The sequence below is a fragment of the Pseudoalteromonas sp. 2CM28B genome (assembly GCF_023161935.1).
Window position 1 is genome coordinate 1 of sequence record NZ_JALNTH010000070.1, and the last position, 13,603, is coordinate 13,603.

The window sequence follows — 13,603 nt, forward strand, 5'->3', positions numbered from 1 at the left end:
TGCTATGTGAAAGTAGGACATTGCCAGGCTCCAAATACAAGAAAGCCCGACTCGAAAGAGCCGGGCTTTTTTACGTCTACAGGAAAGTGAAAAAAGCACTCGTAATGAATTCACTTTTAAACCTAAAATGTAGGTCGGGCGAGCGAAGCGACACCCGACGCAATGATAATGTGCATTTTCTATGTGACTCTCTACCGCTGTGGGCACCATGACATCGCCAAGCTCCCAATACAAGAAAGCCCGACTCGAAAGAGCCGGGCTTTTTTACGTCTACAGAAAAGTAAAAATACATTCCAGGTATTATTCGCACAGTTTCCACCACTTCCGTAGCGTGGGTTGAGTATCACGAAACCCGCGGATAACGCTCGCCGCACATCTTTGTATGGTAAATATAGCGTTTCAGCAGTGAGCTTTACGAGTGCTTTAGCGTAATTATGCTTGTGCGTAGTTAGATTTATTACCTAGCCAGCGATGAATTAAAGGGTCTATAAGGTCGGGGTTTTGCTTTAGCATTTGTTGTGCAATGGGCCTGACTTGATTTAGCGTGTGTTTATCTCGAGTAAGATCCGCTATTTTAAATTCTGCTAAGCCAGTTTGTTTAGTGCCGAGCACTTCACCTGGCCCACGTATTTCTAAATCTCGCTCTGCGATGACAAAGCCATCGTTACTGTCTCTTAATACACCTAAACGTTTTTGAGCTGTGTGAGAAAGAGGGGCGTGATATAACAGTACGCAATGCGAAGCGGTGGCTCCTCGTCCTACGCGCCCGCGTAATTGATGTAATTGTGCTAATCCTAAGCGCTCAGGATTTTCTATGATAATTAAACTGGCATTAGGTACGTCTACACCTACTTCTATTACTGTTGTTGCAACAAGTACGTGAATATTGCCTGCTTTAAAGTCGCTCATGATCGCTTGTTTTTCAGCGGCTTTCATACGGCCATGAACGAGCCCGACATTAAGCTCTGGCAACGCCTCTTTTAATTGTAATGCGCTGTCTTCAGCTGCTTGGCATTGTAGGGCTTCTGATTCGTCAATGAGGGTACATACCCAATAAACCTGTCTGCCTTGTTCATTACAGGCAAGCTTAACACGGTTTATTATATCGTCTCGGCGTGTATCAGGAATAGCAACGGTGGTTATAGGTGTGCGCCCAGGTGGTAACTCATCTATCACTGAGGTTTCTAAATCGGCATAGGCCGTCATAGCCAATGTACGCGGAATGGGGGTTGCGGTCATGACTAACTGATGAGGGTAACAATTACCAAACTTGCCTTTCTCACGCAGTGAGAGGCGTTGATGAACACCAAAGCGATGTTGCTCATCTATGATAATCAATACTAAGTTATTAAATTTTACCTCGTCTTGAAATAGGGCGTGGGTGCCCACTATCATTTGCGCTTCCCCTGAGGCGATTTTTTCAAGTGTATTAGTACGCTCTTTTCCTTTAGTTTTACCGCCTAGCCAGGCAACGTTAATCCCAAGACTTTCAAACCATTGCTTGAAATTTATTCCGTGTTGTTCAGAAAGGATTTCTGTAGGTGCCATCAGGGCAACTTGAAAACCTTGTGCTATTGCTGTTAATGCACTTAATGCTGCGACCAGTGTTTTACCTGAGCCTACATCACCTTGTACTAATCGCATCATGGGGTAGGCATGCTGTAAATCCCCTTTTATTTCGGCTACAACTCTATTTTGTGCATTAGTCGGTGCAAAAGGGAGTTGCGCTAAAAATTGGCTCTCTAATGTATTTGTAGGACTTAGGGAAACTGCACTTACTTGCTGCCCTTGCTCGCGTACTTTTAATAAGCTTAAGTTTTGGGCAAGTAGCTCTTCAAATACTAAGCGTTGTTGTGCCGGATGCATGCCTTGTTCAAGCGAAATAATGTCAACATCATTCGCAGGGCGATGAAGTAGCAATAAAGCGTCACTTAATTGCATATGTGAGGGTTGCCATTTTTCAGGGATAAGCTCTTCAACAGAATACTTATGTAATAAATCGATGGCTTGTTCACTTAACGCTCTAATTGATAATTGTTTTAAGCCTTCGGTGGTTGAATACACGGGGGTTAGTGTTGCGGCGGTTGGTTGCTCGTTTGGGGTATCGCTAATGCTGTATTCTGGGTGGCTCATTTCAAAACCAACGCGCCCGCGTCTTACTTCACCAAAGCAACGGATTATTTTGCCACTGCTAAATGCGTTTTTTTGCGCTGCTGTAAAATTAAAAAACCGTAAAGTAAGCCTACCTGTACCATCGTTTATTTGCACCACTAACATACGCCGTTTACCAAAGGTCACTTGGCTTGTTTCTATTGTTGCCTCAACAGTGCAGTGGCTGTGCAAAGTAACATCGTTAATAGCATAAATACGGGTACGATCTTCATAGCGTAAAGGCAAATGAAAGAGCATATCTTGCACGGTAGCTATACCTAGCTTTTGTAGGCGTTCGGCCATTTTTGGGCCTACCCCTTTAAGTTCTGTGATAGGGTATTGGCTTAAGCTAGGTTTAGACAATGTAGGCTCAAATCTGTTTATTTGTGAATGAGTTAAGTGTACTCACAGGTTTGCTAAGCATCAAGCATGTTTTAAAGCTTGCCAAAACTGCTCGTTAGCGACTATTTCACCTTCTTCATCGAGTGGTGGGTAAGGTAGGTTTTTTAATCTACATTGCTTAGCAATAACAGGGTGATACCCTTCAAAATACATAGGGTGTTTAATCTCTTCACTTAGCATATCGCGCTTATATAGCCCTGCTTTTTCTCGTTGCTGCTGTGCTTCAAATAAAATAAGCGCAGCAGCTACTGATACATTAAGTGACTGCACCATGCCTTGCATAGGAATAATAATGTTTTGATCGGCGTGTTTTAGCGCGTGCTCAGAAATCCCCGTTTTTTCTTGGCCAACGATTATAGCTGTGGGTTTTGTGTAATCGATTTCTCTAAAATCTACAGCATCTTCGCTCAAATGTGTTGCTAATATTTGTACATCTGGGTTGTGCTTGCGCATCATCGCAGCAGCATCATCAATATTTTTATGCAGGTGTGTTTCTAGCCAGTTTTTACTGCCGCCAGAGGTATTATTGGTCAGCCATTTTTGGTTTTCTGGCCATACAGCATGCACATGATGGCAACCTACTGCATCAGCACTTCTTACAATAGCTGAGAGATTATGATGTTTATGTACGTCTTCTAGGCAGACTGTTAGGTCTGTTTGGCGACGTGAGAGCACGTCTTTTATTCGTTGGTAGCGATTTTGCTGCATGGTGATCCTCTTTTTTGATAATTATACGTAATTTTATCTATTAAGGCATTACTGTGCGGCTAATTGGATTTTGCAAAGAGATTAGGGTCTCGGTTGATTGAATAGCCTCTATAGCTTGTATTTTATTAATGAGCACGTCTTGCAGATGGTCGATAGACTTGGCCATTACCTTTATAAAAATGCTGTAGTTACCCGTGGTGTAATAAGCTTCAACTACTTCTTCTAATGCTTCTAGTTTAATCAGTGTTTCTGGGTAGTCGCGAGCGTTGTTTAAGTTAATACCAATAAAGCAACATACATCGTAACCTAGTTGCTTTGTACTAATGCTTAATTGGGTGCCGGTAATGATGCCCGCTTGTTTCATTTTTTCTACGCGTACGTGAATTGTGCCGGCACTTACAGCAAACCGTTTAGCTAATTCTGCGTAGGCTGTACGGGCATTGGCCATTAGAGCGTGAAGTATCTGTTTATCGAGATTATCGATTTGATAATTTTCCATTATTTTTGCTTACTTAAATTAGTGAATCTACATTTTTATACCGTGTAAATTAATCGATTTTACATATTAAAGCTATTTTTATTATGGGTTATTGAATTAAAAGTTTAAATCGTTACAGTAACCTCATTGAAGGCGCCTACAGGGTGTTTTCTCATTAATAAGCAAGTAACAATAACTGGGAATGAGGCCAATTATTATGAGTTCACACTATGTGCAGCAACAGCAGCAAATAAGTAAAGTTAAGCAGTTTTTTTCACAGCAATTAGAGCAGCAACTAGGGTTAGTTGAAGTTCAGGCTCCTATTTTGGCCAAAGTAGGTGATGGCACACAAGATAACCTGAGCGGCCACGAGAATGCAGTTGCTGTTAACGTAAAAGCAATTACCGATAGCAGCTATGAAGTTGTTCATTCGCTTGCTAAATGGAAACGTAAAACGCTAGCGACTTACGGCTTTTCTGTAGGTGAAGGTATTTATACACAAATGAAAGCGTTGCGCCCAGATGAAGACTCATTAAGCCCAATACATTCTGTTTATGTTGATCAATGGGATTGGGAAAAGGTAATTTGCCAACGTACTGAACGTACGCTCTCTACATTACAAGACACTGTTAAAGCTATTTATACTGGTATTAAGCAAACAGAGCAGTTTGTAAGTGAAAGCTTTGGTATAGCCCCATTCTTACCTAGTGAAATCACGTTTATACACAGTGAGCAATTACGCAAAATGTACCCTGAATTTAGCGCAAAGCAACGCGAAAAAGCCATTGCACAAGAGTACGGTGCGGTGTTTTTAATTGGTATTGGGGGGGCATTAGGTGATGGCAAAATCCATGATGTACGCGCTCCAGATTACGACGATTGGTCTACCCAAACGATTGACGGATACACAGGATTAAATGGCGATATTTTAGTGTGGAACCCTGTGTTAGAAGATGCCTTTGAAATATCATCTATGGGTATTCGTGTAAGCCCTGATGTATTAAAAGCGCAATTGAGCATAACAGGCGATGAAGAACGCCTAGCATTCGATTGGCATAAAGCATTACTAGAAGAGGCTTTCCCACAAACAATTGGTGGCGGAATAGGGCAATCGCGCTTAGCAATGTTATTACTGCAAAAGCAGCATATTGGACAAGTCCAAGTAGGTGTATGGCCAAAGCAAACGCACGATACGGTAAGTGGCTTACTGTAAATTATAAAGGGCGCTAAATGCGCCCTAATGTGTTTTAAAGTTTATTTCTACTTTATTGTTTTGTAGGTTTATATTGCAAGGTGGGTAGTTGCGGGTAGTTTTTAATACTTTATCAAAAATATGGATCTCTACCCCTGAGTGTAATGATGTATTAACGACGAGATTTGCATCGCTTAGTAGGTCGTGGAGTTCATGATCTAGGCTAGATAACTTTTTCTCTAGCTGCTCTGCTTGTTGGCAATAATGCTGCTGTGTTGCGCCAATTTTTTTAATGAGTAGATTCTTCTTTTCTATATCTTTTACTTTATCTGCTTTTTCTAGTGCTGCTTGAAGGGTATCAAGCTGCTCATCGGTTTTTGCTAAGTCTTTAAAGCAGTTATCTGTGTCGGCTGTTATTTCAGCGCCGGATGCGGCTAAATTGATAGCCATTTTTGCACCTGATTCATTGCCTATTTCGCCAGCAATTAACACGGTTGCATCAAGAATCTCTCCACCAAAAATTTTCCCTTTGGGTAACTCTGTTTGGCCAACTTGTAATAAGTGTTTTGCTTTAATAGCACAATGGCTGGCTTGGCGGTCTATAAAGATGTTTTTGCCCTGCATATAACAGTATTGTGCGTGAGATACATGAACATCACCTTCACTTTTAATAGAGCACGACAAAGTTTTATCTTCGAGCTTTTGATGGCCAATAATGCCTTGCTTTACAGTGATGTTTCCGCCGGCTGATAATTCGCCAGATTCGACCGTGCCAAAAACAGTAATGTCGCCTTTTGCCGTGACTCGCATTCCTGGGTCAATGTTTTTAGTCACAATAACACTGCCTTCAAAATCAATATGGCCGCTTTTAACATCTACATCAGAGATGGTAAAAATATCATCAACTCGCATACCGTTAGGTATTTCTACGGGGACTCCCGCTGTTGTAGAAACAAGCTCGAGCGGATTTGTTTTTGATATTTCGGCGCCTTCCCCTGCCACTAACTTTTTATTTTCGCCGGGTTTAGCCGGTAGTATGTCACCTACTACAGTGAATCCTTCTTTACCGGGAGTTGCAGGTTGTTGGCGGATCAGTACAGTGCCGGGCTCTACGCTTGCCAGTTTACCAAAGTCGCGCATATCAACACTGCCATCTTCCTTCATTTTGGGTGCTTTTAGGCGATCTTTGAGGGTTTCTACCATAGCTACAAATTTTGTTGCTGTGCCTTCTGCTGGTAGGCGGCCTTTGGCTAGAATCCCTTTTGCCACTGTACCTGGGGGTAAGTTAAATTGTTTATCTAAAAGCTGCTCTAAAAAAGCTTGTTTGTAACCACGTACAACCCCTGCTTTTATGAGTTGTTTTTTGCCCTCTTCTAATGAAAGTACTTTACCACCATAAGCTAAAGTTAGCTCACCTATGGCTTGCATTTTATCTTCGCTTAACGTTACCACAAGCGATGCATCGTGCTTACTTGCTACAACCAAGGTTGGCTCATTATTTTGCGCTTTAAAAAAATTATCAATAGCCTCGTGGTCAATTTTGCATTCGCAAAACGTCGACTTCTCGAGTGCATCAATTATAAAAGCGGCGCTAGGTGGAGCGTGCTTACTTACATCAAGTAATACGTTCCCATTATTGGCAAGCTTAAACACTAGTTAATCCTTTTCTACTACTAAAGTTAAGATTGATTTTATTGCATGATTACAGAGTGCTAGATATTTACATGTGAGTCAAGAAAGGGAGATAAACAAAGGCTAGCAATAAAAAATAGAGCTATAAAGGGGGTTTATAGCTCTGTATTTATTAATTAGTTGAAGGAAGTTCCATTATGCCGTCAATTTCAACTTGTGCGCCTTTTGGTAGAGCACGTACACCTAATGCTGCACGGGCAGGATAAGGCTGCTTGAAATATTGGCTCATTACTTCATTAACAGTGGCAAAGTTTGATAAGTCTGTTAGGTAGATATTAATTTTAACAAGATCTTGGATTTTACCGCCTGCTTCTTCGCACACCGCTGTAATGTTTTTAAATACTTGATGTGTCTGCTCGCTAAAGTCTTCTGAAACCATTTCCATTGTTTCTGGGACAAGTGGAATTTGTCCAGATAAATAAACGGCAGTACCTACTTTAACCGCTTGGCTATAAGTGCCGATGGCAGCAGGTGCTTTTTCGGTAGAAATAAATGCTTTATTCATGAGTTTCCTATTTTACTTTTTACGATAGACTCTTTGCACATCAGGCATCACGCGAATGCGGCGCATAATATTAGCAACATGGACGCGGTTTTTAACGGTAACGCCCAAGTCTATCACATATAAATTACTTTCTTTTTCGTCGGTAGTGATCTCAACAATGTTGGCTTGGGTTGTAGCAACAACATTTGTGAGTTTAGCCAAAGCCCCTTGGTGATTAATTATTTCCACCCGTAGCGCAGCTATATATTCTTTTTCTGGATTGTCATCCCATTTTACAACCAAGTATTTTGAGCGTTCGTTTTCCCAGCCGCGAATGTTTTTACATTCTTGGCGGTGAACGGTAAGCCCTTTACCTTGGCTAATATGTGCAGTGATGGCATCCCCTGGTACAGGTCGGCAACACTTAGAATAATTAACCAACATGCCTTCTGTACCAATAATGGTTGCTTTGGCTTGTTTGCTAATATCTGACAAGTCGTCGCTTTCTTCTTGCAATAAGCGTTTAGCGATTAACACGCTCATTAAGTTACCTGCGCCTATTTCTACTAGTAATTCTAATACTGTAGATAGCTCGTGCTCTTCGAGTACGCGGGCTATGTTTTCATCGGCAATGCTGTCGAGCTTATTTTCACCTAAGGCAGAATCGAGTAAGCGTCGGCCTAATAACAATGCTTCTTCTTGGTGTTGGCTCTTAAGATAGTTTCTTATCCCTAAACGGGCTTTACCTGTAACTATAAAGTTTAACCAGGTTGCATTAGGGTGTGCACCCGAGCTGGTAATAATTTCAACACTTTGCCCAGTATCTAAGGCTTTGCTTAGTGGGTAAGGTTTACGGTTTACCCTTGCACCAACACAAGTGTTACCCACATCAGTATGCACCGCGTAAGCAAAATCAACCGCGGTAGCGCCCATTGGCAACTCTACTATGCGGCCATCGGGGGTAAATACGTATATTTCTTCTGGGAACAGCTCGGTTTTAACGTTCTCGACAAATTCGAATGATGAGCCGGCACTTTGCTGAAGCTCCAGTAAACTTTGCATCCATTGACGCGCACGCTGTTGAGCTGTGTTACCCGCGCCATCACCGGCTTTTTTATACATCCAGTGTGCAGCAACCCCTTTATCGGCCATGTGATCCATGTCATGCGTACGCACTTGTATTTCTACCGGAATGCCGTGTGGGCCTACTAATGACGTATGCAAAGACTGATAACCATTTGTTTTAGGCACGGCAATATAGTCTTTAAAACGCGTTTCGATAGGTTTATATAGGTTATGTGCAACACCTAACACGCGATAACAGGTATCCATTGCATCTACGTTTATTCTAAAGGCGTAAATATCCATTACCTCATTAAAAAGCAGCTCTTTATTAAGCATTTTTTTATAAATGCTATAAAGGTGTTTTTCGCGCCCAGAAACCGTCGCCTTAATACCAGACTCTTCAAGACGTGCTTCTATTTCGGTTTGAATGTTAGAAATAACTTCTTTGCGATTACCTCGCGCTTTTGCCACTTCAGATTTAAGTGCGCGATGACGCATAGGGTATAAAGCCTGAAAACCTAAATCTTCTAGCTCATTTTTAATATCGTGAATACCTAAACGGTTTGCAATAGGTGCGTAAATTTCAAGTGTTTCACGGGCAATACGACGGCGCTTATCAGGGCGCAGAGCGCCTAATGTACGCATATTGTGAGTGCGATCGGCCAGTTTAATTAAAATAACCCGAATGTCTTGGGTCATAGCCATGATCATTTTTCGGTAGTTTTCAGCTTGGAATTCTTTTTTGTCTTTAAAGCTGAGCTTATCGAGCTTACTTACCCCTTCAACAAGTTCGGCAACCGTATCGCCAAATATTTCGGCTAAGTCCTGTTGGCTAAAGTCAGTATCTTCAATAACGTCATGCATTAGCGCGGCCATAAGTGTTTCATGGTCAAGGTGCATGCCAGCAAGAATTTGGGTTACTTCAACAGGGTGAGTAATGTACGGCTCGCCGCTTGAGCGAGTTTGCCCCTCGTGAGCCTCTCGGGCTACCACGTAGGCTTTTTGCACTAGCTCTACTTCAGCAGCAGGCAAGTATTCAGATATTTTCTTTTTAAGACCTTCAAAAAGATACATTCACACTCCAATGTTCTCGTGAAGCAATAAGTAACGGTAAGTAATAGAATATACGATGAAAAGAGGGGATTGCCAACGGCTAGAGTAGAAATACTGAGCCGTTGACTAAATCAAACCGGGTGGTTGATTATTGATTACCGCCAACAATAGCAGCAACCGCAGCTAATTCAGCTGCTTCTTGGTGTTGTTGTTCTTCACGGTCAATAACGTCCATTGATGAACTATCAACTAAACCTTTTTCGATTTCACGTAGAGCGATAACGGTTGGTTTGTCATTTTCAGCGTCTACTAGTGGGTCTTTACCACCAACAGCAATTTGGCGGGCACGACGAGCCGCAACTAAAATTAAGTCAAAACGATTACCAATTGCATCTACTGCATCTTCAACTGTTACGCGAGCCATCTCAGCACTCCAAAATAATTTAAAAGCAAAGGCGTAGTTTACTGCAAGCAGCTTGTTTCGCCAATAGCCAGTGGTTAATTTTTACCAGTTTTCCCTGTAAAGGGCATAAATGGCTTATTTAAGTAAGTTTGTAATTAAATCGTGATGACGACTAGCTTGGGCTTTTAAGGTTAAGCGCTGCGCTAATACGATAGTTTCAATATTGCTAAGGGCGGTTTCAAAATCATCGTTAACCACAACATAATCATATTCATTGTAGTGCGATGTTTCTGATTGCGCTTTGGCCATACGCCCAGCGATGACCTCGGCAGAATCTTGGCCTCGGTTATTTAAGCGCTGCTCAAGCTCTGCTTTTGAAGGAGGCAAAATAAAAATTGTTTGCACGCTAGGCATAATTTCACGCACTTGCTGCGCACCTTGCCAGTCAATATCTAAAAATACATCAATACCGGCATTCAGCTGCGACTCAATAGCCTGCTTTGAGGTACCGTAGTAATTATCGAATACTTGCGCCCATTCAAAAAAATCATCTTTGGCAATTAATGCTTTAAATTCATCGGCGCTTACAAAGTGATAATGCACCGCATTTTCTTCACCAGGGCGAGGGCTTCGGGTGGTATGCGAGACCGATACTTTCATATCTGCATGTTTTTTTAATAACGCCGTGATTAAGCTAGATTTACCCGCACCAGAAGGTGCCGATAAAATAAATAAATTTCCGCGAGTTTGAGCCATGTTTTTCTCTACTTAAAATAAACAGGCTTGGACTAAATCAATAATCCAAGCCTTTAATTACGCTATTGTACTTTATTTAACTAATTGTGCTCAAGTAAGTAGCACACAAGTACAATTACTCAATATTCTGGATCTGCTCTCTCATCTGCTCAATAAGCACTTTTAGCTCTACAGCTGCATTAGTAATATCGCTATTAATAGACTTAGAGGCTAGGGTGTTTGCTTCGCGGTTAAACTCCTGCATCATAAAATCTAAACGGCGGCCACACGCGCCACCTTTATTAAGAATTTTTTTAGTTTCTTTTACGTGCGATTTTAAGCGGTCGAGTTCTTCGGCAACATCTTGCTTTTGCGCAAGGTAAATAAGCTCTTGTTCAAGGCGAGATTCGTCAATGTCGGTTTTTAAGTCTTCAAGCTTTTGATTAAGCTTTTCACGCTGCCACTTTGCTATTTCTGGTAAGTGACTTTCTACTACAGTAACTTGCTCAAGTATGGCATCAAGGCGAGTGGCAATCATTTCTTCTAAATTTGCGCCTTCATCGCCACGGGCTGATTTAAAATCTTCAACTACTTGGTCAAAGCCCGCTATAAGTGCTTTATTAACGGTATCTAAATCGAGCTCCTGTGCTTCCATTACGCCAGGCCAGCGCAGTATATCAACTGGGTTAATGTCGCCACTGCTTTGTTGCTGCACCCATTTAGCACTATTTATTAGTTGCTCAGCAAGTGACTCATTAATTGATAGCTCACCCACGTGTGCTGGATTTGCAACAAACTTTAAAAATACTTCAACTTTACCGCGTTGCAAATTTTTACGTAAACGCTCACGAATTACCGGCTCCATGCCACGAAATTGCTCTGGTGCGCGAATAAACGTTTCAAGGTAGCGCTGGTTTACTGAACGAATTTCCCAGGTGCCAGTGCCCCAATCGCCTTTAATTTCGCGACGCGCATAAGCAGTCATACTGTGGATCATGGATAAGTTCCTAAAATTTATTAATACAATATTGCGATGATTATACCGTAACACTGCTTAACCTCTAGAGAAAATTTATTACGCTGAATATTTTACAATCAGCATGGCATCTACCTGCACATGCACTTATAATGTCGCAAATTCAGAATTAAGGGGATCGTCAATGCGTCCAAGCGAAAGAACACCTAACCAAATTAGACCGGTATCATTTACACGTAATTACACATTACACGCTGAAGGCTCAGTACTTGTTGAGTTTGGTAATACCAAAGTACTTTGTACTGCTACGGTTGAAGCAGGTGTACCACGTTTTATGAAAGGCCAAGGTAAAGGTTGGATCAACGCTGAATACGGTATGCTACCGCGCTCAACGCATACGCGTAACGCACGTGAAGCAGCACGTGGTAAACAAGGCGGTCGTACTATGGAAATTCAACGCTTAATTGCTCGCGCATTAAGAGCTGCAGTAGATTTAAAAGCGCTTGGCGAAAACACCATTACAATTGACTGTGATGTGATTCAAGCTGATGGCGGAACGCGTACTGCATCTATCAGTGGTGCATGCGTGGCTTTAGTTGATGCACTTACTCACATGCGCGCTAAAGGAATGATCAACTCAAACCCGCTTAAGCACATGATTGCTGCTATTTCGGTAGGTATTTATAAAGGCCAACCAATTAGTGATTTAGAGTACCTTGAAGATTCTGAAGCCGAAACCGATATGAACGTAATTTTAACTGAAACAGGTAAAATTATTGAAGTACAAGGTACCGCAGAGGGCGAACCATTCTCGTTCGACGAATTAGATGAGCTACTTACACTGGCTAAACATTCAATCCGTGAAATTATTGACGTTCAAAAACAAGCGTTAGCATAAGCGAGTACCCCAATGAAAGATTATCAAAAAGAGTTTATTGAATTTGCTTTAGAAAAGCAGGTTTTAAAATTTGGCGAGTTTACCCTTAAATCAGGTCGAACAAGCCCATACTTTTTTAATGCTGGCCTTTTTAACACAGGACGTGATTTAGCACGTTTGGGTCGTTTTTATGCATCAGCCCTTGAAGACGCCGCAATAGAATACGACGTTTTATTTGGCCCAGCTTATAAAGGTATTCCTATTGCAACCACTACCGCAGTAGCGCTGGCAGATCACCATGATAAAGATGTACCTTATTGCTTTAACCGTAAAGAGAAAAAAGCACATGGTGAGGGTGGTACATTAGTAGGTTCTGCATTAACGGGCAAAATTATGCTGGTGGATGATGTGATCACCGCAGGCACTGCGATTCGTGAATCAATGGAAATCATTTCCGATAACGGCGCAGACCTAAGTGGTGTACTAATAGCACTTGATCGCCAAGAAAAAGGCAAAGCTGAGCTTTCAGCTATTCAAGAGGTTGAGCGCGACTTTAATACCAAAGTGATCTCTATTGTAAAATTAGCTGATCTTATTAGCTACCTTGAGAGCCAAGGTACAATGGACGAGCATTTAGCATCAGTTAAAGCATACCGAGATCAATACGGTATTGCCTAACTAAAAAAAGCCTCGCAATTGCGGGGCTTTATTTTGACCACAGTAAATAGAGCTAATAATGAAAGATGTATTTAAACCTAACGGCCTTGGTATAAAGCGTATATTTAAAGCAACGTATTGTTCGTACCTTGGTTTTAAAGCGGCCTTTATAGAAGAAGCGGCTTTTAGGCAAGAGTTGCTACTTAGCATTATTTTGCTACCCATTTCTTTTTGGCTAGCTTCATCGGTATTACATTGGGCATTGTTAGTAAGTACATTACTGATCATATTGATTGTGGAATTACTTAATTCAGCAATAGAAGCGCTCACCGATCGCGTAAGTACAGAGCGCCATGTATTATCGGGGCGTGCAAAAGATATGGGATCTGCAGCAGTAACACTCTCATTAATGATCCTTACGATCGTGTGGGGTGCTAGTTTGTATATAAAGTTATTTCAGTAAACCCTCTATATAAACCAATTAATACACCTAAAATGTTAATAAAGTGCTAGTTATGTTGTGTTTTTAGCGCATTTGGCTCAAATAATCAGCGAACAGTCATTTATTTCAAGTTTTCTTTAAAAAAGGGTTGATCTGTTTTCGGATCTCCCTATAATGCGACCCCACTGAGACGGCAGAGCAGGCAACGCTTAGCGAGGCAAGCAAACCACTTAGTGAGTCGAGTAAAACTTAGTTTTAAAAACTTTCAAGTTTAACAAAATTAAGTGT

The 13,603-nt window shown here is 41.5% G+C and carries 13 protein-coding genes; 4 read left to right on the forward strand and 9 right to left on the reverse strand.

What is annotated here, in order from left to right; translation table 11 throughout:
• Positions 1 to 432: 432 nt before the first annotated feature.
• Genes recG through asnC form a run of 3 tightly spaced genes read right to left on the reverse strand, consistent with a single transcriptional unit; the run spans position 433 to position 3,760 of the window.
• Positions 433 to 2,514, reverse strand: coding sequence for an ATP-dependent DNA helicase RecG (gene recG / locus MTN96_RS35965; RefSeq protein ID WP_096740252.1), 2,082 nt, complete (start codon positions 2,512 to 2,514; stop codon positions 433 to 435).
• Between the two features lie 60 nt (positions 2,515 to 2,574).
• Entirely contained in the window at positions 2,575 to 3,261 is a 687-nt protein-coding gene (gene trmH / locus MTN96_RS35970) for a tRNA (guanosine(18)-2'-O)-methyltransferase TrmH (protein WP_004588259.1), read from the reverse strand.
• A 40-nt stretch (positions 3,262 to 3,301) separates the two neighbouring features.
• Complete coding sequence (asnC, locus tag MTN96_RS35975) at positions 3,302 to 3,760, reverse strand: transcriptional regulator AsnC (RefSeq protein WP_004588258.1); 459 nt, start codon at positions 3,758 to 3,760, stop codon at positions 3,302 to 3,304.
• Positions 3,761 to 3,956: 196 nt separating this feature from the next.
• Here asnC and asnA point away from each other — a divergent pair, with 196 nt between their 5' ends.
• Positions 3,957 to 4,952, forward strand: a complete 996-nt coding sequence (asnA, locus tag MTN96_RS35980) for an aspartate--ammonia ligase (RefSeq protein WP_029773162.1) — start codon at positions 3,957 to 3,959, stop codon at positions 4,950 to 4,952.
• 24 nt (positions 4,953 to 4,976) lie between these two features.
• Here the strand turns inward: asnA and MTN96_RS35985 are convergent, their stop codons facing one another.
• The 6 genes from MTN96_RS35985 to MTN96_RS36010 all read right to left on the reverse strand — a co-directional run bounded on the left by MTN96_RS35985 (position 4,977) and on the right by MTN96_RS36010 (position 11,360).
• The gene (locus MTN96_RS35985) at positions 4,977 to 6,584 is read right to left on the reverse strand and encodes a DUF342 domain-containing protein (protein WP_054983951.1); all 1,608 of its coding nucleotides are present in this window, start codon (positions 6,582 to 6,584) and stop codon (positions 4,977 to 4,979) included.
• A 151-nt stretch (positions 6,585 to 6,735) separates the two neighbouring features.
• On the reverse strand, positions 6,736 to 7,128 hold the full coding sequence (locus MTN96_RS35990; protein ID WP_004588255.1) for a RidA family protein: 393 nt from the start codon (positions 7,126 to 7,128) through the stop codon (positions 6,736 to 6,738).
• Positions 7,129 to 7,140: 12 nt separating this feature from the next.
• A complete protein-coding gene (gene spoT / locus MTN96_RS35995) occupies positions 7,141 to 9,246 on the reverse strand; it encodes a bifunctional GTP diphosphokinase/guanosine-3',5'-bis pyrophosphate 3'-pyrophosphohydrolase (RefSeq protein WP_004588254.1) in 2,106 nt (701 codons plus the stop codon).
• A gap of 127 nt (positions 9,247 to 9,373) precedes the next feature.
• Positions 9,374 to 9,649 (reverse strand): DNA-directed RNA polymerase subunit omega, encoded by a 276-nt coding sequence (rpoZ, locus tag MTN96_RS36000; RefSeq protein ID WP_004588253.1) that lies wholly within the window; start codon positions 9,647 to 9,649, stop codon positions 9,374 to 9,376.
• Positions 9,650 to 9,763: 114 nt separating this feature from the next.
• Positions 9,764 to 10,384, reverse strand: coding sequence for a guanylate kinase (gene gmk, locus MTN96_RS36005; protein WP_064384893.1), 621 nt, complete (start codon positions 10,382 to 10,384; stop codon positions 9,764 to 9,766).
• A gap of 115 nt (positions 10,385 to 10,499) precedes the next feature.
• Positions 10,500 to 11,360, reverse strand: coding sequence for a YicC/YloC family endoribonuclease (locus MTN96_RS36010; RefSeq protein ID WP_024032427.1), 861 nt, complete (start codon positions 11,358 to 11,360; stop codon positions 10,500 to 10,502).
• A 163-nt stretch (positions 11,361 to 11,523) separates the two neighbouring features.
• Between MTN96_RS36010 and rph the strand changes: the two genes are divergently transcribed.
• From rph to MTN96_RS36025, 3 genes are read left to right on the forward strand one after another with little or no spacing between them, the layout of a single operon-like run.
• On the forward strand, positions 11,524 to 12,237 hold the full coding sequence (gene rph, locus MTN96_RS36015) for a ribonuclease PH (protein WP_004588248.1): 714 nt from the start codon (positions 11,524 to 11,526) through the stop codon (positions 12,235 to 12,237).
• Between the two features lie 12 nt (positions 12,238 to 12,249).
• Positions 12,250 to 12,894: an orotate phosphoribosyltransferase gene (pyrE, locus tag MTN96_RS36020; protein WP_248534733.1), complete on the forward strand. Its 645-nt coding sequence runs from the start codon at positions 12,250 to 12,252 to the stop codon at positions 12,892 to 12,894.
• A gap of 58 nt (positions 12,895 to 12,952) precedes the next feature.
• A complete protein-coding gene (locus MTN96_RS36025) occupies positions 12,953 to 13,336 on the forward strand; it encodes a diacylglycerol kinase (protein ID WP_004588246.1) in 384 nt (127 codons plus the stop codon).
• Positions 13,337 to 13,603 lie beyond the last annotated feature (267 nt).

Bases quoted from the DNA above. Each gene is read 5' to 3' on its own strand.
- trmH (WP_004588259.1), bottom strand. From the start codon at position 3,261: ATGCAGCAAAATCGCTACCAACGAATAAAAGACGTGCTCTCACGTCGC.
- asnC (WP_004588258.1), bottom strand. From the start codon at position 3,760: ATGGAAAATTATCAAATCGATAATCTCGATAAACAGATACTTCACGCT.
- asnA (WP_029773162.1), top strand. From the start codon at position 3,957: ATGAGTTCACACTATGTGCAGCAACAGCAGCAAATAAGTAAAGTTAAG.
- MTN96_RS35990 (WP_004588255.1), bottom strand. From the start codon at position 7,128: ATGAATAAAGCATTTATTTCTACCGAAAAAGCACCTGCTGCCATCGGC.
- spoT (WP_004588254.1), bottom strand. From the start codon at position 9,246: ATGTATCTTTTTGAAGGTCTTAAAAAGAAAATATCTGAATACTTGCCT.
- rpoZ (WP_004588253.1), bottom strand. From the start codon at position 9,649: ATGGCTCGCGTAACAGTTGAAGATGCAGTAGATGCAATTGGTAATCGT.
- gmk (WP_064384893.1), bottom strand. From the start codon at position 10,384: ATGGCTCAAACTCGCGGAAATTTATTTATTTTATCGGCACCTTCTGGT.
- MTN96_RS36010 (WP_024032427.1), bottom strand. From the start codon at position 11,360: ATGATCCACAGTATGACTGCTTATGCGCGTCGCGAAATTAAAGGCGAT.
- rph (WP_004588248.1), top strand. From the start codon at position 11,524: ATGCGTCCAAGCGAAAGAACACCTAACCAAATTAGACCGGTATCATTT.
- pyrE (WP_248534733.1), top strand. From the start codon at position 12,250: ATGAAAGATTATCAAAAAGAGTTTATTGAATTTGCTTTAGAAAAGCAG.
- MTN96_RS36025 (WP_004588246.1), top strand. From the start codon at position 12,953: ATGAAAGATGTATTTAAACCTAACGGCCTTGGTATAAAGCGTATATTT.